At 70.7% G+C, this 22258-nt stretch carries 19 protein-coding genes; 8 read left to right on the top strand and 11 right to left on the bottom strand.

What is annotated here, in order from left to right:
• Positions 1-2 precede the first annotated feature (2 nt).
• Entirely contained in the window at positions 3-575 is a 573-nt protein-coding gene (locus tag ACSRUE_RS31060; RefSeq protein WP_437767862.1) for a hypothetical protein, read from the top strand.
• 254 nt (positions 576-829) lie between these two features.
• Here the strand turns inward: ACSRUE_RS31060 and ACSRUE_RS31055 are convergent, their stop codons facing one another.
• The 4 genes from ACSRUE_RS31055 to ACSRUE_RS31040 form a co-directional block, all read right to left on the bottom strand.
• Entirely contained in the window at positions 830-1141 is a 312-nt protein-coding gene (locus ACSRUE_RS31055; protein ID WP_441286746.1) for an FG-GAP repeat domain-containing protein, read from the bottom strand.
• 212 nt (positions 1142-1353) lie between these two features.
• On the bottom strand, positions 1354-2199 hold the full coding sequence (locus tag ACSRUE_RS31050) for a hypothetical protein (protein ID WP_441286745.1): 846 nt from the start codon (positions 2197-2199) through the stop codon (positions 1354-1356).
• A 259-nt stretch (positions 2200-2458) separates the two neighbouring features.
• Positions 2459-2650, bottom strand: coding sequence for a hypothetical protein (locus ACSRUE_RS31045; protein ID WP_437767860.1), 192 nt, complete (start codon positions 2648-2650; stop codon positions 2459-2461).
• A 478-nt stretch (positions 2651-3128) separates the two neighbouring features.
• The gene (locus tag ACSRUE_RS31040) at positions 3129-3923 is read right to left on the bottom strand and encodes a hypothetical protein (protein ID WP_441286744.1); all 795 of its coding nucleotides are present in this window, start codon (positions 3921-3923) and stop codon (positions 3129-3131) included.
• Positions 3924-4124: 201 nt separating this feature from the next.
• Here ACSRUE_RS31040 and minC point away from each other — a divergent pair, with 201 nt between their 5' ends.
• The gene (minC, locus tag ACSRUE_RS31035) at positions 4125-4970 is read left to right on the top strand and encodes a septum site-determining protein MinC (RefSeq protein WP_441286743.1); all 846 of its coding nucleotides are present in this window, start codon (positions 4125-4127) and stop codon (positions 4968-4970) included.
• Between the two features lie 158 nt (positions 4971-5128).
• Here the strand turns inward: minC and ACSRUE_RS31030 are convergent, their stop codons facing one another.
• Positions 5129-6868 (bottom strand): ABC transporter substrate-binding protein, encoded by a 1740-nt coding sequence (locus ACSRUE_RS31030; RefSeq protein WP_441293147.1) that lies wholly within the window; start codon positions 6866-6868, stop codon positions 5129-5131.
• A gap of 253 nt (positions 6869-7121) precedes the next feature.
• The gene (locus ACSRUE_RS31025) at positions 7122-8087 is read right to left on the bottom strand and encodes a DUF4423 domain-containing protein (protein ID WP_441286742.1); all 966 of its coding nucleotides are present in this window, start codon (positions 8085-8087) and stop codon (positions 7122-7124) included.
• Between the two features lie 109 nt (positions 8088-8196).
• On the opposite strand from ACSRUE_RS31025, the gene ACSRUE_RS31020 reads away from it, so the two are divergent.
• Positions 8197-8886 (top strand): hypothetical protein, encoded by a 690-nt coding sequence (locus ACSRUE_RS31020; RefSeq protein ID WP_441286741.1) that lies wholly within the window; start codon positions 8197-8199, stop codon positions 8884-8886.
• Positions 8887-8921: 35 nt separating this feature from the next.
• On the opposite strand, the gene ACSRUE_RS31015 is transcribed toward ACSRUE_RS31020, so the two are convergent.
• The gene (locus tag ACSRUE_RS31015) at positions 8922-9359 is read right to left on the bottom strand and encodes an NADAR family protein (protein ID WP_437767854.1); all 438 of its coding nucleotides are present in this window, start codon (positions 9357-9359) and stop codon (positions 8922-8924) included.
• Positions 9360-9434: 75 nt separating this feature from the next.
• Positions 9435-10610: a sugar ABC transporter substrate-binding protein gene (locus ACSRUE_RS31010; protein ID WP_441286740.1), complete on the bottom strand. Its 1176-nt coding sequence runs from the start codon at positions 10608-10610 to the stop codon at positions 9435-9437.
• Between the two features lie 700 nt (positions 10611-11310).
• Between ACSRUE_RS31010 and minD the strand changes: the two genes are divergently transcribed.
• Together minD and minE are read left to right on the top strand one after the other, a co-directional pair.
• The gene (minD, locus tag ACSRUE_RS31005; protein ID WP_441286739.1) at positions 11311-12138 is read left to right on the top strand and encodes a septum site-determining protein MinD; all 828 of its coding nucleotides are present in this window, start codon (positions 11311-11313) and stop codon (positions 12136-12138) included.
• A gap of 12 nt (positions 12139-12150) precedes the next feature.
• On the top strand, positions 12151-12465 hold the full coding sequence (minE, locus tag ACSRUE_RS31000; RefSeq protein ID WP_441286738.1) for a cell division topological specificity factor MinE: 315 nt from the start codon (positions 12151-12153) through the stop codon (positions 12463-12465).
• A 9-nt stretch (positions 12466-12474) separates the two neighbouring features.
• On the opposite strand, the gene ACSRUE_RS30995 is transcribed toward minE, so the two are convergent.
• On the bottom strand, positions 12475-13398 hold the full coding sequence (locus ACSRUE_RS30995) for an SWIM zinc finger family protein (RefSeq protein WP_437767849.1): 924 nt from the start codon (positions 13396-13398) through the stop codon (positions 12475-12477).
• Positions 13395-16430, bottom strand: coding sequence for an SNF2-related protein (locus ACSRUE_RS30990; protein ID WP_441286737.1), 3036 nt, complete (start codon positions 16428-16430; stop codon positions 13395-13397). The genes ACSRUE_RS30995 and ACSRUE_RS30990 overlap by 4 nt, the downstream gene beginning before the upstream one ends.
• A 497-nt stretch (positions 16431-16927) precedes the next feature.
• Between ACSRUE_RS30990 and ACSRUE_RS30985 the strand changes: the two genes are divergently transcribed.
• From ACSRUE_RS30985 to ACSRUE_RS30975, 3 genes are all read left to right on the top strand, one after another.
• Positions 16928-18550, top strand: coding sequence for a DUF1552 domain-containing protein (locus tag ACSRUE_RS30985; RefSeq protein ID WP_441286736.1), 1623 nt, complete (start codon positions 16928-16930; stop codon positions 18548-18550).
• 128 nt (positions 18551-18678) lie between these two features.
• Positions 18679-19641: an SMP-30/gluconolactonase/LRE family protein gene (locus tag ACSRUE_RS30980; RefSeq protein WP_441286735.1), complete on the top strand. Its 963-nt coding sequence runs from the start codon at positions 18679-18681 to the stop codon at positions 19639-19641.
• A 24-nt stretch (positions 19642-19665) separates the two neighbouring features.
• The gene (locus tag ACSRUE_RS30975) at positions 19666-20649 is read left to right on the top strand and encodes an asparaginase (RefSeq protein ID WP_441286734.1); all 984 of its coding nucleotides are present in this window, start codon (positions 19666-19668) and stop codon (positions 20647-20649) included.
• Here ACSRUE_RS30975 and ACSRUE_RS30970 read toward each other — a convergent pair.
• On the bottom strand, positions 20617-22224 hold the full coding sequence (locus ACSRUE_RS30970) for an amidohydrolase family protein (protein ID WP_441286733.1): 1608 nt from the start codon (positions 22222-22224) through the stop codon (positions 20617-20619). The genes ACSRUE_RS30975 and ACSRUE_RS30970 overlap by 33 nt on opposite strands.
• Between the last annotated feature and the right edge of the window lie 34 nt (positions 22225-22258).

Here is a 22258-nt window from a genome sequence, read left to right as displayed (position 1 = left end):
CCGTGGAGCACTCGATCTTCGCGATGGAGGTGTGCGCGCGCATGGACCCCGGGAGCACGCTGCAGCGCGCGCTGCACGAGGCCGTCCAGGTCCAGTTCGAGAAGATGAGCCTGCAATACAAGTGGTACCAGTACCGCCGCGCGCAGATGGCGCTGCTGTCCAACCTGCACGCCATCGAGAAGGGGTGCTGGGACTACTTCGACGACGACTCCCGGGCGCTCAACGATTACGGCATGTGGTCCCGCGGCATGATCACGGAGGAGGGCGCGCGCAAGGGGCCGTCGGGGACGCCGGACCCGTACCGCGGCCAGCCCCGCTACCTGACCTTCACGATGGCGTTCCTGCTGATCCAGGGCTCACCCACGGATCGGATGCTCCGCACGGTCTGCGACATCCCCAAGGATCGCCTGTGGCGCCGCGACGTGTTCGGCCACATCCTCCAGAACCTCGGTCACGTGAGCTTTGCCAGCGTGAAGTCGGACGTCATCTACCTGATCCCGCGGGACGAGGGCTGGGCGCTGACGGCCGACGATCTGACGGATCCCAAGTTCCACTACCTGCGGAAGATCGTGTAATCGCGTGAACCGGGGGATACCGTACTGAGAAGGTCCACGAGGCGTTGAAGGGCGAGACGCCCCCCCCGACCTTTACACCCCGACCCGGCGCGCCGATACTCGCCCCGTGCAACCAGCGACGGTCTTCGCGGAGCGCTACCGCCTGGAGGGCCGTGTCGGCGCGGGCGGAATGGGGGAGGTGTGGAAGGCGCTCGACCGGGAGACGGGCGAGCCGGCGGCTTCCGCGAATCCCCAGCTCGGCGAGATCGGCGCCCCTACGGGAGGCAGCGGTTGTAGAGCACCCGCACGCCGGGTCCGGTTTGCACGGTGTCGATCATGGCGACATCGGGCCTGCCATCCCCGTCGAAATCCGCCGTGGCGAGAGAGTTATGGCCTGCGCCATAGTGCTCGCCGGCGCCGAAGGTCCCGTCAGGGTTGTCGAAGGTGCCGTCGCCGTGGTTGAGCAAGGCGCTCACGCCGCCTGACTCAGGGGCGATCGCGCGACTGCCGTACCCGACGGCGAGGTCCGTGTGGCCGTCGCCGTTGAGGTCCGTCGCGACCAGCGAGCTGCCGAACGGATTCAGCACATAGCTGACCAGGGAGTGTCCGATGCGGTGAGATCTCCGGCGCCCCGGTGGCGGGTAGGAAACCGTAGAACTCTCGCCCGTGCCAAGCCCCGCGGGGACGGCGCCGGGCGAGCCGTCTATCGTGCACGTCGACCAGGGCGGCCGGCGCGGCGTCGAGCCGGAGCGGGGTGTGGAGACCGGCCGCCAGCGGTCACCCGTCGCGGAGGAGCTCATCAAGGCTCGCCATACAGCTCCGCCACCCCTGCCTTGTCGAGCCAGGTCAGCACGTAGTCTCCCCCGTTGGTGCCCTCGCACCGGCTCTCCGCGTTGTAGTGCATCACCGACCCCGGATCATACGGCGTGAGCGCCCGCCAACCGGGACGTTCCCTGCAGGCGCCGTTGCCCTCCGGCCGGGCGTGCTCGTGCCGGAAGCCGAGGACGTGCCCGAGCTCGTGCCGGAGGACCCCGGTCAGCGTCTTCGAGGTGGCCCGCGCGATGTTCTCTAGATCGACGAAGACCTGGTGATACCCCCGCGCGACCATGCTCGGAAGGAAAGCTCGCCCGTTGTACGTGGTGCCGCTGGCGGGGACGACCTCGAACAGCACGGGATGCTCCTCGTCGTACTCGCAGGCCTCGTCGTGGTCGGGCTCGTAGACGAAGCGGACGGCGGCGGCGCTCGCCCAGGCGGACCCGGCCGACAGCGTCGCGGCGACCACCGCGTCATGATCGTCGCCGAAGCGCGGAGAGACGCAATACGTCAGGTTCATCTTCTGCTCGTCGTTCCAGCGGTCATCGCTCCCGTCGCCGCGCGTGTTGACGATGAGCGCCCCCGGTTGCTGGTCCTCGGCGGAGAGCTCCTTCAGGGTCACGTCGTCGTGGACGCCGATGTCGCCGTCGACGAGATAAGCGCCGTCGTTCGGATCGCGCGGGAGGCTGGCCTTCCATTCATCGAAGCTCTGGTAAGTATCACCGACGGGCTCGCCCGCATCGGACGACGCGTCGACGACGCAGCCCGCCGCGATTACGGAGGAGGCGAACAAAAGGAGGAGAGAACCGTGAATGGATGGAGGGATGAACATGGTGAGCTCCTTACTCGGGCCGATCCGGGCCAACACCCCATGACTGCGCAAGCGCCATGCCAGGGCTTCAAGGCCGCCGGGAGGATGGAAGTTCCCGTGCCAGGTTCGATCGCCCCGGTGGAGGTGCGAAGCGGCCGCCTCGTTGTGCGTTCCAGGGCCACAGACGATCTCCTCATGTGGCATCAGTTCTCGTCCATCGAGGCGCGGCTCGGTGCTCCTGAGTTGTGACCGGTGTGGTCGCGGCGCGGTGACCCAGGGGTCACCTCTGCCCCAGCGCGACGACCACGGCCGTGACGGGGATCATGTACAGCGCCTCCTCGAGGCCGGGGTTGTGCCGGATGAGCCCGTCCGTGTACTGCTGGCCGAGGAAGAAGGTCGTGACCTTGCCGGGATGATCGAAGGCCACGAAACCGCCGAGGCGACCCGCGGTCCAGCGGAACAAGAGGACCAAGGCGATGGCGTCCACGTAGCGCCACGCACGGCCACCGAGCCGGGCGGGAAGAGCGCCGCGCCCATGACCGCGCCGAGGAAGCCGCCGAACGACCAGCGCCGCCCCGCGCGGCGCCCCGGCCGGTCTCAGGGCACGCTCTGGTGTCCCGCGCCGGCCGCCCCGCCCGGGCGCATCTGCGCGACCTGACGACACGCGGCGGCGCAGCGGCGGCATTCGTCGGCGCAGGCCTTCATCTGCGCGTCACCCGTGACACAGGGCGATGCTTGGAACAGATCGGGGTGGATGGGATTCGAGGGTGGGCGATGGGATCGATGTGACCTGCACGGTCACTTTGAGCTATCCGAGCGACCAGGCTGTCACTGTCCGCAGCCGGTGCGCTGGCGCGAGCACGCCGCCGTGGGCAGGGAGGCGATGCCGCCACGGAGCAGCGCCACGTCGGCCGCGGCGACCGGGAGGTTCCGGCTGTGACACAGCGGTGCTAGAACCACGTCTCCCAGCGGCCGCTGTCGATCTCGGCCGCGTGCACCGTCGCGGAGATGCGGTCGCGGTCGCCCGGGAACGGCTGTATCTGGTGCAAACGGTAGCTGTCGATGACCAGCGCGCCGCCAGGGCTGTAGCAGGCGACGAGGCTCCGCGCGGAGAGCGCCTCGCCGCCCGGGTCGTCTCGCCCGTCGTAGAGGACGTCCCACAGCTTGAGCCCCCCGTCCGCGTCGGGGAGCTCCAGCATCACGACGACGGTGATCGCGCGGAGCCGGCGGGCAAGGTGGTAGTCGGAGAGCCCCTCCGTGTCGAAGTGGGCGACGCCGCCCTCGCGCGCGACCTTCTCCCCCGCGGGGAAGATGTGGACGCCTGGCCCGCAGAAGCTGCGCCGGGGCTGCACGAGCCCGCCTGTGAGCGCAGCGACGAGCGCGCGCATCCGGCGCTGGAGCCCGGGGAGGTGGCGCTCGACGCGGGCGTCGGAGGCCGCCGCGTCGGCGAAATAGACCCGGGAGCGTCCCTCTTCCAGGTGCGTGTAGAAGGCGCGCCCGAGCGAGAACTGCTCGCCTCCGAAGTCGGCAGTCCACTCGGCGCGGGCCGCGCGGACACCCGCGACGAGCGCGGCGCGCTCCGCCTCGGAGAAAACGCGCGGGACCTCCAGCGCGAAGTGGCGATCGAGCGCGTCGACCGGCCGGGGCGTCGCGCGCGGGGACGCGGGAAAGGAAGAGAAAGCGGCGGAGGACGAGGCGGGCGGGGGATCGAGCCGCAGTACGGAGGCGCGGCGCGCGGTCGGCATGGCCAAACCACCGTTAGCACCGCGCGAGGCGGCCAGCCAAGCAGCGACGCGCCGGCCGCAGGCAGCGACGCGCCGGCCGCAGGCAGCGACGCGCCGGCCGCGCGGCGAGGCCCGGAACGCCTACCGGTTTTTCCCGCGCGAGGCGCCGGATCCGGGTTACAGTGCCGCGGCGGGAGCACCTTTTTGCGAGCGAGGACAGCGATGGTGTCGGGCAGGCGAGGGGAGAAGCGGCAGGAGCAGCAGGCGTTTGCGCTCAAGGGCACGATGCCCGCCATCACGATGCTCTGTCTCAAGACGGCGGATGTCTCGGCCGTCGAGCGTCAGCTCGCCGACCACATCTCGCAGATGCCGCACTTCTTCCTGCACCTGCCGATCCTGCTCGACCTGGCGGAGCTCGGCGACGAGCCCGTCGACCTCGGCGCCCTCGCGGGGCTGCTGAGGAAGCACAACCTCGTGCCCATCGCCGTGCGCAACCCGACGGACGCCCAGCGCGAGCGGGCCGTCGCCGCCGGCCTCGGCGTGCTGCGGACGCCGCTCACGCGCTCGTCTCGCCAGGCCGCGCCGGCCGAGGGGAGCACCCCCACGCCGGGCCCCGTGGCGGTAGGGCCCGCGCCGGACCGCGGCGCGCCAGGGGCCGCCGCGGCGGAGCGCGGCGCGGCGGCGCCCGCCCGCCGCCAGAGGGAGGCCGCGCCGCCGCCGGACGCGGCCGGGGAGCCGCCGCTGGCGGGGCTCACCGTGCGGCAGCCGGTGCGCAGCGGGCAGGTCATCTACGTGCCGCACGGCGACCTCGTGGTCCTCTCGCCGGTCAGCTCGGGCGCGGAGCTCATCGCGAACGACAACATCCATGTCTATGCGCCGCTCCGCGGCCGCGCCATGGCCGGCGCCCACAACAACGCGGACGCGAGCATCTTCTGCATGAGCCTAGAGGCGGAGTTCGTCTCCATCGCCGGCCGCTACCTCATGGCCGACGAGATCCCCGACGAGCACCGCGGCAAGCCCGCCCGCATCTCGGTGCAGAACGACGGGCTCGTCGTCACGCGTCTCTAGACCGGTTCCCCCCGCCGCTGGCACACCCGCCGCAGAGCGGCGGTCTCCCGCACAGGAGACGGGTCCAGATCGGCGTTTTCGGCGCGGAAGCGCACTCCGGTGCGCTGAGCACCGAAAACGTCGAGATGGGCCCGTATCCGAAGCGGGTGACCGCCGCTCTACCGCGGCCGGAGCTCGGTCAGGACGAGCAGGTACTCCGGCGGGTTGTTCGGCGTCAGCTTCGCGTACGGGTTCTCCATCGTCGGGAAGCCGGTGAACCGCTTCGTGCTGTATTCGCCCCACGACGGGTTGTTGAAGAGCGGGATCACCGGCGCGGCCTGCACGAAGATCATCTGCAGGCCGTCCAGGATGCGCTTCTGATCGGCAGGGGACGTCGCGGACTCGAACGCGTGGAACAGCACGTCGGCCTCCCTGGCGCCGAAACGGTGCCAGTTGCGCGGCGCCACCTCGCCGAGCGGCTTCACGAGATCTGCGCTCATCAGATCGCGGTAGAAATTGTACGGCGTGGGCTCGACGCTCGTCCAGCCCATCGACAGATCGAACAGGCCCTTCTGCAGCGCCGCGTAAAACGCGCTGAAGTCGTAGGTCTTCATCGACGCGGCGATGCCCACGCTCTCCAGGTTCTGCGTGATGATCTGGACCGCGCGGACCCAGTCGGACCAGCCGCTGACGACGTTGATCTCGAAGTGCATCGGCTTGCCGAGCCTCGTCCGGATCCCGTCCGCGCCCCTCGGATAGCCCGCCTCGTCGAGGATCTGGTTCGCCCGCTGCGGATCGAACTTCACCCAGTCGCCCGCCTGCACCGCCTTCTCGTTGCGAAACCGCTCGTAGGAGTCGTCCAGCCCCGTCGCGTCCGCGCCATGGGTGTAGTTGTCCGCGGCGAGCTTGACGATCTGGTCGCGGTCGATCGCCATGCTGATGGCCTTGCGCACGCGCACGTCGTCGAACGGCTTCTTCGTGGCGTTCGGGTACAGCGTGGCGGTGCCCCCGACGAGCGGGAACCAGTAATGATGATGGGCCGGATCCTTGGCGACGAAGACCCGCTCGATGTCCGGCACGAACGCGCCCGCCCAGTCGATCTCGCCGTTGACGAGCGCCAGGGTGACCTGGTCGTTGCTCGGATACGCCGGGAAGCGCAGCCCGTCGACCGCCGGCTTGCCCTCCTGCCAGTAGCGCGGGTTCTTGCCGAGCTCGTACACCTGGTTCTGGAAGACCTTCACCTCGGTGAAGGGCCCTGTCGCCACGGGGTTCTCGTTCGCGAACGTGACCGGATCGACGACGTCCTTCCACACGTGCTCCGGCACGATCGGCTGGTGGCCGATGTAGCTGAGCCCGGGGACATAGGGCCGCCGCAGCGTGAACTCGACGGTGGTGTCGTCGATCGCCGTCACGGCGCCGAGGAACCGCCACACCCCGGCGAGATCGAGCGCCGCGTGCTTCTTGAGGAGCGCGAACGTGAACGCGACGTCCCTCGCCGTGAACGCCTGTCCGTCCGACCACTTGACGCCGGAGCGGGTCGTGAAGGTGAGCTTCTTGTTCGCGTCGCTCCACGCGTAGCCCGTCGCGAGCCACGGCGTGTAATCGCTCCGCATCGTGTTGTAGACGAGCAGCGGCTCGTAGATGCCGGCGACCGTCGGGAAGCGCGCGCTCCCCTCGGGGAGCAGGGGGTTGAAGTTGCGCACCCAGGTGGCCTGCTGCTCCCTCGCGATCGTGACCACCGCGGCCCGCTTCGGCGAGGACTGCTGCGCGGAGGCGGCCGCCGCCTGCGCCGACCCCCCCGGCGCCGCCGCCCGCTCCGGAGCGGCGGACGGGTTCTCGCTGCCATTCTTCGAACGACAGCCCGCCGCGGCGCAGGTGGACAGCAGCAGCGCCGACAGGACGAACGCGCGGCGCGGCATGGTTCGATTCATCCCAGACATCCACCTCTCCACGCGGGCGATCTCGACCCCCCCGCGACGCTCCGTTCCCGTGACCACTCCAGCGACGACGCCCGGCCCCCGCCGAGGCACCCATGCACGACGCGCGCCCCCGTGAACCATCGGGCCAGGGTTCGCCGCGCTCGCACTCTATCGGCGCATGTGAGCGTATGTCAACTCGACCGGTCCGCCACCGATTTCCGGGTCGCCTCACGCTCCTCGCGCCATCTCCGCCTCAACCCCCGTCGAGCGGGAAGAGCTGCAGGTTCACGGCGACGACGCGCTCGGGCGGGCGTGATTCTGCGATCACCGCGCGCATGTTCTGGAAATAGCTCACGTGGAGCTCGGAGAGCTTCTCGAGATCGGCCGCGGAGACCGTGAAGACGTTGAACGAGAAGCGCCCCTCGGCCTTGCGCGTGAGCCGCGCCAGCCCGACGCCGGCCCAGAAGCACTTGAGCCGGTGCTCCGCGTCCGGATCCGGGCGCGTGTCCACCGTCCGGATCGGCGCGACGCTCCACCGCCCGCGGCTCCTCCGGATCTGGCCGGCCTCCGCGAGCCGATCCAGGCAGCGCGCCTCGTCCTCGACGGGAAACCCGAGCCGACGCGCGATCCACCCCGGCTCGTGGCGCGGCAGCGCCCGGTAGGCCGGCAGCTCCAGCGCGAGCAGGACGGCGGGGAGCAGCGGCTCCTCGTAGACGGCGCGGCGCTGGGCCTCGAGCGCGCGCCACGCCGCGCTCGCCGCCGGGAGCGCCGCCGGGTCGGCGAAGAGCGCCACGAAATCGAGCAGGCGCAGCGAGCAGGCCTCGACCATCCGCAGGAAGTCGGGCAGCCGCGGCTCGGCCTCGCCCGAGAGCCAGCGCGCGACCGCGTAGCGGCTCCTGCCCGCGCGCCGCGCCACATCGACGATGGGCGACATGGAGCGCATCTCCGAGAGGAGCGCCGCGACGCCCTCGGCCGACGCTGGATCGGCGCGCGCGAGCCACGCGGGCAGCGACGGGAAGAAGCGCCTCACCGCCCCCGCGACGTCGACCCCCGCGCGCCGCGCGGCGACGAGGAAGGTGGCCGCGGTCGGCCAGCGCCTTCCGGACTCCCACGTGTAAACGACGTTGGTGCGGAAGCCGAGCCGGCGGCTGAAGGCCAGCTGCGAGCGCCGGCCACGCAGGGCGCGGATCAGCTCTTTTGCAAGGAATTCATGGTCCACGTATCGCAGATTCGCACATGGGGAGGCCTTTTTGCCCTACGAAATGTGCGAAGCTGACCTGGCGTCGCGCCGACGACGAACGCAAGGTAGGCCGCAGGAGGTCTTGAACATGAGCGAGCGGCGTTGGCTTTCTTGGGTGATCGTGGCGGCGACGAGCGTCGGGCTCTTCGGGTGCGTCGACGGCGCGGGCAGCGGGCCGCAGGGCGGCCAGATCGGCGGAGTCCACGGATCCGAGGGCGGGTGTGACGAGGAGAAGGAGGACATCGGCGCAGACGACGTCTCCCCGCTGGGCTTCTCGGCGCGAGAGGCGCTCACGGCGATCTCCGGAGAGCGCTCCGTCCCGCTCACGTGGGCGAAGGGCGGCAGCACGACGGCGACCGTCTCCGTGGGCGAGCTCGTCGCCGCGCGCTTCGTGCGATCGACGGTGGCAGAGGGCGATTCGAGCGGCGCCGAGCCGGCGCTCGCCGTGGATTGCTCGGATCACCTGCAGATCGACGTCCCGCTGGCCTTCTCGACCGAGGACGGCGCGTTCGACGAGTCGTTCGCGGTCACGCTCAGGGTTCCGCGGATCGACGCTGCCAGCTTCTTCTACAAGATCGACCTCTCCGCGCTCCAGGGCTCGTACGAGGTCACCGAGGTCGATCCCGCGGAGTTCAAGGCGGTCGCCGTGTACCTGAGCGGCGCGCTGAGCAGCGGCGCGGTCTCCGGCACGATCAGCGGGGTCGCCGAGAGCCACCCGACCGGGAGCGGGCCGGACGCGTCGGTCTCCGCGCAGCCGTTCGGCGTGGCGCAGTTCTGAGCGCGGAGCCGCGGTCGCGCGACAGCCCTGACGCGTCAGCGGCGAAGCTGCGCGCGGACTTCCATCAGGATGACGCCCAGCATGTTCCGCCCGCTCCCGTCGCCGCCGTCGGCCCAGTAGGCGTCGTTCGCCGTGTGCTCGACCAGCTCCGCGTCCCCGGTGTCGAGCAGGGCGCGCCGGAGATCCTCGTGCTGGGTGAACTTCGCCAGCACCACCTCGCGCATGACATCGTCTTTGACCTGCTCCCAGTCGGGGCGCAGCGGGCGGCTCCGCTGCCGGCCCATGCGCGCCGCCTCGCCGGGGCCGGAGGCGTTGCGGATCACCTCCTCGTGCTCGGTGCCGGGGAACTTCTGGGCCTGGAAGTAGTGCTCGCTCGTGGGCCACACCTTGCCTTTGAGCGTGACCGGGTGGCGCGAGAAGTTGGAGAAGAACCCGTGAGCGTCGCCGGAGCGATAGAAGCGGATGACGGTCATGAGCCCAGTCTACCCCGCGGCCCCGCGGCGCCGGGGTGGAACCTCGCCGCGAGCCCGCCGCCGTCCACGGCGCCGCTACTGGATCGAGCCGATTTGGTCGAGGAAATCGTTGTATTCGTCGAACTTGCCCTGCGGGACCACGTCGACGCCGATGTTGACCCGGTGCTCGTCGGGCATCTTGTTCTCGTCGACCATCAGCGGACGGAGGATCTCCTTCGTCGCCTCGAGGCCGATGTGCTCGATGCCGTAGAGAATGTAGGGCACGAGGTACCCCTCGTAGTACTGCCGCTGGACGATCGTCGCCTTGATGCGCTCCTTCTGCATGTATTCGACGGTCTTCGGATCGAAGTCGAACGTGACGATGGGCATGTCCGGCCTGCCGGCGGCTTCTGCGGCCATCACGCACCGATACGAGATGTTGAACATGCCGATCATGCCCACGACAGGCGGGTCCGCGCTCATGATCAGGCTCTTCAGCTGACCGACGTCGAAGTCTTCCTGGCCGTTGACGAAGGCGGCCTGGACCACCTGCACCGTGTAACCGGTCTTCCCGAGCGCATCCATGGCGCCGAACGTTCGCTGGGACCCGTCGTACCACTGCGTTGACGTGTCGCCGTGGAGCACCACTGTCCCTGGCGGGGGGGGCAAGCCTCCGATCTTGCTATCGAGGAGGGCCTGCGCCGCCTTGGCGCCGGCTTCCTTCTGGATGGCCCCGACGTAGAGCGTGCGCCCCGAGTCCTTCAGGTCGGTGTCGAACGTCACCACGTGGAGCTTGCTCTCCACGGCTTTCCTGATGGAGACCTCGTTGAGGGAATCGTAGGGCGATATGCCGATGCCCTGGGCGCCATCCTCTATCGCGTTCGCGATCTGTTGATTCTGGAGGCTCTGCGACGTCGTCCCGTCGTCCGTCACCACCTGCGTGGTGGGGCCGAGCACGTTCCCCACGGCCTCGAGCTCCCCCATGGCTCGGTTCGCGCCGGTGGCGATCGGCTCGAAGAAGGTGGAGAGGTGCTTCAGCAGGACCACCATCTGAATCGGCTCGAGCCCACTCCGGTTGATCGCGTTGGCGAGCTTGTCGACCGTCTCCTCGATGTCCTCTGGCGTGAACTCGGTGACCGGAGTCCGGTCTCGCTTGATCAGCGCGATCTCCTCGGTTGGCTTGTCCGACTGGGGGGCGTCCTCTGCTGCGCACGCCGCCATCATCAGCATGAGCCCGAGGGCCGTCATCCAGCGTCGTCCTGTCATCTTCATGACATTCCCTCCTCGGCGGTCGGCGAGCACGATGCCACGATCTGGGACGCGAATCCCACAAGCATCCTGGTCTCCCTACAGTGCGGCCGACATCTGCGATAAACCAGCACCATGTCGGTTCGACGGGCGCGTTGCAGCGTCTTGGGCGTCCTGAAACCCATGTGTGCAATTTTGAGATACGACGTCGACGAAGCGACTGTCAATAGGCACGGAAAATCGCCGATGAGGAGTGGCGTGAAGGCGAGGTGAAGGGCTTACGTGAGCTCGCTGAGCGCGCCCGTGGTGAGCGCCGGGTCGGGCTGGGAGCCGAACGGCTCGAGCTCGACGCCGGACGCCTGGGCGTTCCACCTCGGCGAGCGGCTCCCCCGAGCGCCGCCGGCCCGCCCCCCGGGCTTTCGTCTGGAGGGCGCCCAGCGGCTGATGAGGCGGCGCAACGCACGACCGGAGGGCGCACCTACATGTAGGTAACTTGGATCCAGATCGCCGGCCGGGTTACGCTGCAAGTTTCGTCGCGAAAAAGTTGTTCGTTCGGTTCGCGATGACGTACCCAGTCGAGCGCGTCCCCGGCCTCAATGGAATCGGGTGGGCGCCGAGCTCTCATCACGTCGACGCCGCCCCCTCAACGCCGGGAGGCGGGCATCCGCGCGGGCTCGGCCGTAGGACAGGCCACGTCTCTCGAACCATCTTAAGGAGGTTTCTGGTGTCAAAGGTAGTCGTCGTCACCTCGGGCAAAGGCGGAGTCGGCAAGACCACCACGACCGCAAACCTCGCGTCCGGCCTCGCGGCCGTCGGTTGCAAGACGATCGCCATCGATTTCGACGTGGGGCTCCGCAACCTCGATCTCGTGATGGGGTGCGAGCGGCGCGTGGTCTACGATTTCGTCAACGTGATCCGCGGAGAGGCGACGCTCCGTCAGGCGGTGATCCGCGACAAGAGGCTCGATTCGCTCTACGTGCTCCCCGCGTCGCAGACGCGGGACAAGGACGCCCTCACGCTCGACGGCGTCGGGCGCATCCTTGACGAGCTGCGGGGCGCGGGCTTCGAGTACATCTTCTGCGACTCGCCGGCGGGGATCGAGTGGGGCGCCCAGATGGCGATGTATTTCGCGGACGAGGCGATCGTGGTGACGAACCCCGAGGTCTCCTCGGTGCGGGACTCGGATCGCGTGCTCGGCCTCCTGGACGCGAAGACCCGCAGGGCGGAGCTCGGCGAGGAGGCGGTGAAGACGCACCTCCTGCTCACGCGGTACGCGCCGGCGCGCGTCGCCAAGGGCGAGATGCTGGCGCACCAGGACGTGCTGGAGCTCCTCGGCATCCCGCTGCTCGGCGTGATCCCGGAGTCGACGGCGGTGCTCCAGGCGTCGAACGCCGGGACGCCCGTGGTGCTCGATCCGACGAGCGACGCGGCGCAGGCCTACCTCGACGTGGTCCAGCGCTTCCTTGGCGCGGAGCGCCCCCACCGCTTCCTGGAGCCGGCCAAGAAGGGGTTCTTCAGCCGAATCTTCGGTGGCCAGGCGGCGACCGTCTGAGGGAGTTCTGCCATGTCGATCATGGACTATTTCCGTAGGTCGCAGCCGAAGTCGGCGACCGTGGCGAAGGAGCGGCTGCAGATCATCGTGGCGCGCGAGCGCGTGCGCCCGACGGGCGAGCCGGACTACCTGCCGCGGCTCAAGCAGGAGCTGCTCCAGGTGATCTCGAAGTACGAGCGGATCGACCTGGACCAGGTGAGCGTGAACGTGGAGCGGAGCGGCGATTGCGACGTGCTCGAGCTGAACGTCGTGCTCTCCGAGTCGGAGCGGGCGGCCGTGCGCGCCGCCGCGTCCCGGGCGGGGGCCCCCGCCGCGCGGAACTGCTGACGCGCCGGCTCAGCCGCGCCCTCGCCCCCGCGGCGCGCCCTCCGCCATCGCGATCTCCCGCGCTCGCTCCGACGCCGCCCGGAGGAGCGGCCCGAAGAGATCCGCCGGAGAGCGCTCCTCGCTCCAGCCCGGCGGCGCGCCGAGCTGCGACAGGAGCGCCGCGTGGGCCGCGGGCGGCGCCAGCGCCACGTCGAGCGCCGGCGGCGCCGCGCGCCAGGCGTCGTAGTCCTTCGCCGCCATCTTGCCGGGCGTCACCGTCGCGATCGCCGGCGCGTCTCCGGCGCAGGGGGCGCCTTTCCCGGCGCCCGCCCGCCTGGCGCGCGCCGGAGCGCCCCGCGCTGCGCGGATCGCCTCGATCACCTGCTCGCGCGTGCGCCCGCGCAGCTCGAACAGCAGGAACGGGTCCTTGTCGAACGCCTCCCCGAGCACGTAGTGCGTCGCCGCGACGTGCTTGCAGGGGTTCGCCATGTCGGGGCACGAGCAGGCCGTGGTGAGGTCCTCCGGCCGCTCCGGGAACAAGCTCGTCCCGGCGCTCTGGAACGCGGTCTCGATGTCCTCCGGCATCTGGCCCGCGAGGAGCTCCGCCGCGAAGCTCGCCCGCTTCGCCATGGCGGCGATCGCCTTCGCCCAGGTGGCGTCGTCGAGCCGCGCGATCGTGAGGATCACCTTGTACGGCCTCGGCTGCGAGCCGGTCACGCGCGCGGTCACGAGGCCGGGCTTCACCGTGAGATCGTGCGTCCGGCCCGTGCGCGCGTAGGTGCGCCCGCGCGCGAGGCGGCCCGCGTCGTCGGGCGCCATCCGCTCCAGCGCCTCCACCCAGCGCTTGCCCCACCAGGTCGTGCCGGCCCGCTTCATCCGGATGCCTCGCGCCGGCGGCGGCGGCTTCGGCCCGGCCTCCCGGGGGAACGGCGTCCATCGCGCCGGCGGGCTCATTCCGGCTCCTCGCGATCGTCCAGCTCGCCCGCGCCGGTCACGGCGTCCCTCGACAGCGCGAACAGCTCGCGCAGCGCCGCGTCGTCGAGCTCGGTGATCCACGCCTCGCCCTGGCCCACCACCTGCGCCGCCAGCTCGCGCTTCTGCTCCAGCATCCGGTCGACCTTCTCCTCCATGGTGCCCGCGCAGACGAGCTTGTGGACCTGCACCGCGCGCCGCTGCCCGATCCGGTGCGCGCGGTCCGTCGCCTGGTCCTCGACCGCGGGGTTCCACCAGCGATCGAAGTGGAACACGTGGCTCGCCGCCGTCAGGTTGAGCCCCGCGCCGCCGGCCTTCAGCGAGAGCACGAACACGCGCGGCCCCCGCGGATCGTCCTGGAACCGCCGCACCATCTCGTCGCGCGCGAGCCTCGGCGTGCCGCCGTGCAGGAAGAGGACCTCCGTGTCGAGCGAAGGCGCGAGGTGCCGGACCAGCCGGTCGCCCATCTCGCGGAACTGCGTGAACACGAGCGCGCGATCGCCCGCCGCGAGCGCCTCCTCGAGCATCTCGGTGAGCCGCGCGAGCTTGCCGGACCGGCCCGCGAGCGGCCCCGCCTCCCCGAGGCACTGCGCCGGGTGGTTGCAGATCTGCTTGAGCACCGTCAGCAGCGAGAGCACGAGCCCGCGCCGCTCGATGCCCTCGGCCTCCTCGATGCGGCGCATCGCCTCGTCGAGCGCCGCCTGGTAGAGCGTCACCTGCTCGCGCGTGAGCGTGCAGAAGACCCTGGCCTCGTCCTTCGGCGGAAGGTCCTGAAGCACGGCGGGGTCGCTCTTGAGGCGTCGCAGCAAGAACGGCCCGGCGATGCGCCGGAGCCGCTCTGCGGCCTTCCGGTCGCCGTAGCGCTCGATGGGCACCGCGTAGGCGCGCCGGAAGGCCTCGAGCGGGCCGAGCAGTCCGGGGTTCGCGAACTCGAGGATCGACCAGAGCTCGGCGAGGCGGTTCTCGACGGGCGTTCCGGTCAGCGCGACGCGGTGCGGGGCGCGGAGCGCGCGCGCGGCGCGGGCGGTGCGCGACGAGGCGTTCTTGATGTTCTGCGCCTCGTCCAGCACGACCGCGGCCCAGTCCACGCCGGCGAGCGCCGCGGCGTCGCGGCGGAGCAGGCCGTACGTGGTCAGGACGAGCCCGCCGCCCGCGCGGCGCGCGCCGCCGTCGCCGCCCTCGGCGGGCCGCTCGCTCGCGCCGGACGCCCGCGACGCGAGCTCCTCGGCCGAGCGGGCGCGCCCCTCGCCGTAGTGCCGCACGACGGGCAGGGCAGGGGCGAAGCGCGCCGCTTCCCGCTCCCAGTTGCCGACGACGGACGTCGGGGCGACGAGCAGCGTCGGGCGCGCGTCCTCGGGCGCCGCCGCCCGCCGGCCGACGAGGAACGCCAGCAGCTGGACGGTCTTGCCGAGGCCCATGTCGTCGGCCAGGCAGGCGCCCAGGCCGAGGCTCGCCATCGTCTGCAGCCAGGCGACGCCGCGCGCCTGGTACGGGCGCAGCGTCCCCACGAACCCCGCGGGCGGGGCGGCGGCGCGCTCGGCCCCCGAGCGGAGCCGCTCCATCGTGCGCGCGAGCGCGCCCTCGGCGACCACGGGGACGGCCAGGCCGTCGACGCGGGTCTCGCCCGCGAGCGCGCCCTCCAGCGCCTCGCGCGCCGAGATGCGACCGCCGCCGGCCTCGAGGCGCCGCGCAATCTCGGCGAGCTCCTCGGGGACCACGACCACCCAGGCCCCGCGGTGCCGGACGAGCGGCGATTTCTGCCGCGCGAGGGCGGCGAGCTCGCGCGCGGAGAGCGCCTCGTCGCCGAGCGCCGCCTCCCACGCGAAATCGAGCGCCTCGTCGAGGCCGAGCCCGGCGCTGCCCGCGACGACGCCCGCGGTGCGGCGCGCCGCGCCGACGCGCATGCGGAGGCGCAGGCGGCGCTGCCCCGAGGCCAGGAGCTCGCCCGGCACGACCACGCCGAACCCGGCCTCGCCCAGCGCCGGCGCGGCCTGCGCGAGGAAGTCCCACGCCTCCGCGGGATCGAGGTCCACGCGCTCCGGCCGCGCCTCGCCGAGGGCCCGGGCGATCGGCGCGAAGCGCCGCGCGGCGGCGCCGAGCGCGCCGAGGAGGACCTCCTCCGCGCCGGCGAACGCGCGCCCGAGCGCCTTCAGCGTGCGCCCCTGGGTCTTCCACACGTCGGCGGCGGGCACGAGCAGGCTCGGATCGTCGGTCGCCTGCAGCAGGAAGCGGAGCACGAAGCCGCGGTCGCCCTGGGGCAGCTCCAGCCGGAAGCAGGCGCGCAGCGCGTCGCACGCGCCGAGCGCGGGCCGGACCCACGCGTCGAGATCGGCCACGAGCGCGCGCTCGGCGAGCCCTTCCGCGGCGAAGGCGCGCCGCGGCCCCGTCAGGGCGAGCACCAGCCGGCGCTCCCAGGGGGTGTGCGAGGAGCGCGGCGCGCGCGCCGGGCGATCCGTGGCGCCGTCGCGGGCGAGCGCGTCGGCCGCGGCGTCCAGGAAGGCGCGCAGCAGGGCCTCGGCCGACCAGACCTCCGCGGCGCGGGGCCCGCGGGGGCGCCCGCCGTCGCCGCTGGCTTGCTGCGCGCCCGCCGGCACCGCGTGCGCGGCCGGCGGCATGGCGCGGGCGAGCGCCGCGACGCGCGCGGCGTCCTCCGGGGCGGCGAGCGACACCGCCCAGCGGGCCTCCGTGCGCCCCCCTGCGGCGCCGGCGGGCACGACGCGGGGCACGACCCGCTCGCGCACCACGAGATCGAGGGCGAGCTTGCTCGCCAGGCTCCACGCGGCGACGGACGGCGGCGCTCGCCCGAGGTCGTCCTGGGCCATGCTGGCGAGCGCGGACAGGCCGTCCAGGAGCGCCGCGGCCTCTCCGGTCTTCCTCACGGCCCGACCCGCCTCGGAGACCACGACCGCCTCCGCCGGGGTCGTCGCGCCGAGCGACCGGGCCGCGAGCCGATCCACGGCCGTGTCGTCCCAGAGGAAGAAGCGGAGATCGCCGGGCAGAAAGACGAGCGGCATCGACGCGCAGATCCATTGCACAGCCAGCGACGGCGAAAAGGGGGCTTCACGCGTCGTGAGCCAGAAAAGCGATGGGCCGGACGGGAGCGCTCCGGCTGATTCACGGGTGTGGCCCATTGCGGGTCATGGCTGCGAATTGTCAGAATTTGTTTGAAACCTCTGATCGGGAGGGTCGGAGAACATCTCATGGAAAAAGATCGTGGCTCGAGGCAATGGGCCTCGCGGCGTGCTGTGCTGGGAGGGTGACGAGCTCGAGCGGCCGGTTGACGCCGAGCGCGCGCAGGGGCGCCCGCACGCCGCGCGAGAGAGCGGTGATCGGGGGGGCATCTTTCCGCTCGACGATCGCGCCCGGCCGAGCGAATTCCAAATACGTTCACGGACCCGCGGAGATTATGGGGGATGGAGCCGTGGCAAACGCGGGCATCCGAGGGCGTTCCGAGTGGCAGCCGGGCGTTTGTCTTCATTGAGGCGGGAAAAATACGACCATGTCAAAGCGCATGAACCGAAGAATTTTCCTCCGAGGGCTGGGCGGAGCTTGCGTCGCGGCGCCGTTCCTCGGCTCGATCCTCGACCGTTCCGTGATGGCGCAGCCGGTCACGCCGCCGAAGCGGCTGATCGTGATGTTCACGCTCTATGGCTGCATCACGACGCGGTGGTTCCCGAAGAAGTCGCACGGCCCGCTCACCGCCGCGGACCTCCAGTCGACGACGCTCAAGCACCTGGCGCCTCACGTCGACAAGCTCCTCATGCCCCGAGGCATCCGCGCGATGAACGAGTGGACGGCGACGCTGGAGCGGGGGCAGGGGAACGATCCCCACACGCAGGTGGTCGGGTCGTACTTCACTTGCCACCCGGTCACTCCCAACAGCGACGACCCGTTCAGCTTCGACGCGGAGACGAAGTTCAACGCCAAGCCGACCGGTCCCTCGCTGGACCACGTCATCGCACGACAGCTCAGCCCGCAAGGGACTCCGTTGCTCTTGAACACGGCTGGTCAGAATGACAACGCTCAGTCGGCGATCTCTTACTCCGCCGCCGTGACGCCCTTCAGGGGCCTCAACGCGTCGCAGGTCTTCAGCAGCCTCACGGGCATCTTCGAGGCGGGGAAGCCGCCGTCTCCGGACACCTACGCGGCGATGCGCGGCAAGAGCGTCCTCGACATCGTGAAGGACGATCTGCAGAGGCTCGAGCGGTTCGACATGAGCCGTGCCGACAAGCAGAAGCTCGCAGCCTGGAAGGAGCTCATCCACTCGACAGGGAACGTGGTGGCTTCCGCGCAGTGCGACACGTCCCTCGCCACGGCGCTCGGTGCGACGCAAGAAAACGTCAACCTGGCGATCACGCGCCCGAGCGTCGACGACATACTGACGCAGCGCATCTCGGACACCCTGGACGCAGCGGACCTCTGTTCGAACCTCGCCGTGCTCGCGGCGGCGTGCAACGCGAACCCCGTCATCTTCCTGAAATACCCCGGGAACTACGCCTTCAGAGGGCTCGGCGTGACGCTCGAGAGCGCCAGCCTCTCGCATCGCCTGGACAACGCGGGCATGACGGGCACCTGCGTCCCCGGCGCGATCGACATGCTCCTCACGATCGACGACTACTATGCGAGGAAATTCGCCCACCTCGTCGACCAGCTGAGCCGCATCGAGGAGGGCGACGGGACGCTCCTCGACAGCTGCGCGGCCGTCTGGTTCCAGGACGTGTCGGACGGCTGCGCCCGCAACCTCAACAACCTGCCGATCGTCCAGGCCGGCAGCGCCGGCGGCTATTTCAAGACCGGCTGGGCCGTGAACGTCGACGACGGCTCGCCCGATCTCACGACCGGCAACAGCGAGATCACGTGTACTGAAGGCACCTCGAACCAGGTCGACGCGATCTCCCAGGAGACGGGGACCGATCCGTCGCTCGCCAACGCGCCGATCAACAAGTACTTCTGCAGCTTGATGAACGCCCTCGGCGTCAAGGCAGGCGCGGATGGTTTCCCGGCAAAGGGCGGTTCGGGGCCGGTGACCCACTTCGGCATGTACGACCGGACGGAGGACTTCATCGGCGGCGGGGTCAATCCCCCCACCATCCACGATCCAGGCGAGTTCACCGCGCTCAAGGCGAGCTCCTGAGCGTCTCGTTCCCGAGCCTGTCGGCCCGGGGCGGCGCGCCTGCTCGAGATGTCCCCATCGTCGAGGGGGGTGTTATGCTCGCGCGCGTCGAGCGGGCGCGGCGCGGCGCCGTGCCGGGAGGTCGTTGGATGTCATCTGTCAGGGGTTTCACCCTCGAGCTGTCTCGGATCGAGTACGTCGGGCAAGGCCTTGTCCGGCCGGAGTGCGTGATCGCCGAGCCCGGCGGCACCCTCTGGACCTCGGACGCTCGCGGCATCGCGACGCGCATCGAGCCCGATGGCAGGCAGGCGACCCTCGGCCCGGAGGTGCCCGAGCCGAACGGCATGGCGATGGATCGGCAGGGCAACCTCATCGTCGCCAGCATGTCGGGCGGCAAGATCCACAAGCTCCACCGCGACGGCCGGTCCGAGGTCCTCCTCGACTCCATCGACGGCAAGCCGCTCGGCGCCGTGAACTTCTGCTTCATCGACTCGCGGGATCGCCTCTGGATCTCCGTCACGACACGGCAGCTCCCGTGGTGGTCCGCGGTCGTGGGCAGCCTCCGCGACGGGTACATCGCGCTCGTCGACGAGAAGGGCGCCCGGATCGTGGCGGACGGCCTCAGCTTGACGAACGAGGTGCGCCTCGACGCCGCCGAGCGGTTCCTGTACGCCGTCGAGACCGTCCCCGGCCGCCTCCTCCGGTTCCCGGTGGGCGACGACGGCAGCCTCGGTGATCCCGAGCCGTTCGGGCCCGACAGCCTCGGCATCGGCGGGTACATGGATGGCTTCGCCTTCGACGCCGAGGGCAACCTCTGGGTGGTGGCCGTCTGTCGCAACGGCCTCGGGGTGGTCTTCCCCGACGGCAGCTACCAGACCGTCTTCGAGGATCCGCGCCCCGCGGTCCTCGAGGCGATGACCCTGAAGCAGAGGAACGGCACCATCGAGCCGGCCGATCTCGGCGCCTGCGCGGGCAACACGCTTCAGCTGCCCACGAGCATCGCGTTCGGCGGCCCCGATCTCCGCACGTGTTACATGGGGTCGCTGGCGATGCCCCACCTCCTCACGTTCCGCGCGCCCGTCGCGGGGCTCCCGCTCTCTCACGTGCGGTGACCGGCTTCACGCCAGGAACTATCCATGCCTCGCGTTCACCTCGTCACCACCGGCGGCACCATCGCGAGCCGCGTCGATCCGAAGACGGGCGCCGCCGTGCCCGCCGTCCGCGCGGAGGAGCTCGTCGCCGACGTGCCCGCGCTCGGCCGCGTCGCCGAGATCGCGGTCACCGAGTTCTGCCTCGAGAGCAGCTGGAACCTCGGCCCGGACAGGATCGCGGCGCTCGCGCGCGCCGTGCGCGATCTCCAGGCCGATCCCGAGGTGACCGGCGTCGTCGTCACCCACGGCACGGACACCCTCGAGGAGACGGCGTTCGCGCTGGATCTGCTGCTCGACGGGGACACGCCGGTGGTGCTCACCGGCGCGATGCGGGACGCGAGCACCGCGGGGACCGACGGCCCGCGCAACCTCGTCTCGGCCGCGCGGATCGCGGTGGAGCCCTCGGCGCGGGGGCTCGGCGTGCTCGTCGCGCTGAACGATGAGCTCCACGCCGCCCGGTGCGTGATGAAGACCCACACGACCGCCCTCGGCACGTTCGCCTCGCCGGGCGTGGGGCCGCTCGGCTGGGTCGACGGCGAGGGCGTCCGCGTCCACGCGCGCCCCGCGAGGACGCCGACGCTGCCGCTCGCGCCGCCCGAGCCGCGGGTCTACCTCGTCAAGATGGCATCCGGGATGGACGATCTCCTGCTGCGCGCGATCCTGGAGGCCGGCGCGCGCGGGGTCGTGATCGAGGGCTCGGGCGCGGGGAACGTCTGCGGGAGCTGGGAGGGGGCGATCGGCGCGCTGGTGCAGGCGGGCACGCCGGTGGTGCTGAGCTCGCGCTGCCCCGGCGGGCGGGTCACGCCGACGTACGGCGCGCCCGGCGGCGGGCGGCGGCTCCGGGATCTCGGGGTGATCGCCGCGGGCGCGCTCTCGGGGCCCAAGGCGAGGCTCGCGCTGATGTTCGCGCTCGGGGCGGGGCTCGACGGGGCGGCGCTACGCGCGTATTTCGACCGGCTTGCCGGGTAGACCCTCGCTCTTCGCGCCCGGCTGCGGGCCGCGCCGCTCGTCGCCGGCGCCCGCCTTTCGCTTCAGCTTCTCCTCGACCCGCGTGCCCTTGAAGAAGCTCGCGTTGGCCTCGGTGTAGAGCTTGTACGGGTTCTCGAACACGTACGCCTTGAAGTCCTCGGCGCTGAGGACACCCTCCTCCACGAGGCGATAGCTCTCCGCGAGCGCCTCGGTCAGGTCGGGGACGTCCCAGTGGCCGACGTCGGAGGAGTAGATGGCGTTGATCTTCACGCCGAGCGGGTTCGCCTTGTGGTTGAACGCGGCCGCGATGGTGCGGTCGTCCGACTCGGATCCGAAGAAGAAGTTGTTCACCCAGCGATCGCGGATGTCCTCGATCTTCTCGATGCCCGCGGCCTCGAAGTCGTTGCGGTACTCCGGCGCAGGCTGGCGGGCGTCGCTCGTGTACCCGGCGCCCAGCGTGTCGGCGATCAGCTGCTCACCCTCGATGGAGCGCCCGTTTGCGAGCTTTGCGAGATCCGCGCCGTACCGCCGGAAGAGCTCGGTGAAGAGCGCGCGATCGGTCGCCGCGGGGTCGTAGTGCTTGAGGCCCTCGGGGCCGCGCTTCTGGAAGCGGTCGACCAGGTGGATGTAGACCCGCGCGCCCCAGTCCGCCCCGCCCTCGAGCATGCCGATGCGCAGCCCGGGGAAGCGGCGGGTGACGCCGCCGAAGAACAGCGCCTTGGCGAACGCCTCCGAGCCGTCGGCGAAGTGGCCGACGTGGTTGTTCATGTAATTGCTGATCGACGAGCGCCCCGTCCAGCCCTGGCTCCCATAGTGGGTGAGGACAGGCACGCCGAGCTCGACCACCTTCGCCCAGAAAGGATCGTAGTTGTGCTCGCTGTCGATGCCGTAGAAGTCGATGTACGTCGCGTACTTCGCGATCTCCGGGTGGTGCTCCGGCGGGTACTTCTCCGCGATCGCCTTGATGGGGCGGCGCACGCCGCCGGCGATGTTGATCGCCTTGAGCCCCAGCTTCTTGACGGCGAACTCGAGCTCTTCGATCCCCTCCTCGGGCGTGTTCAGGGGGATGCCGGCGACCGGGGTGAGGCGGTCGCTGTACTTGCGAAACAGCTCCGCGTGATAATGGTTGATCGCGCGCTGGAGCGCCTGCCGCGCGCCCGGGTCCTTCACGGCGAGCGGCGCGAGGGTGTTGTTCGGGAACAGGACCGAGTAGTCGGACCCTTGCTCCTCGAGGCGCTCGGCGAGCAGCTCCGGCAGGTGGTAGGTGGCCACGTCCAGCGTGTTGCGCGTCACCCGCGCCCACCACGGCGACCTGACGGTGCGGAAGCGCTGCCGCTCCTCGGGCGTCTGGCTGTACCAGTCCTTGCCGCTGCTGTTCTCGGCGTTGCGGCGGCGGGAGCTCAGCGCCTTGCGCAGGTCGTCGACGAGCTTGGCGCCGCCGTACGTGGCGACGAAATCCTCCAGCGCCGGCGAGTAATCGTTGGTGTGGATGTCCGTGTCGATGACGGGGTAATCGAGCTTCTCCTTGACAGCCACGGAGGGCGAGGCCTCGAGACGAGCGATACGGTCAGTCATGAAAGACTCCGGAAAAGGGTTGGGCGCGCCGATG

It is taken from the genome of Sorangium sp. KYC3313 (genome assembly GCF_052075895.1).
Classification (GTDB): domain Bacteria; phylum Myxococcota_A; class Polyangia; order Polyangiales; family Polyangiaceae; genus Sorangium; species Sorangium cellulosum_B.
This window is presented reverse-complemented; position numbering and strand designations above follow the sequence as displayed.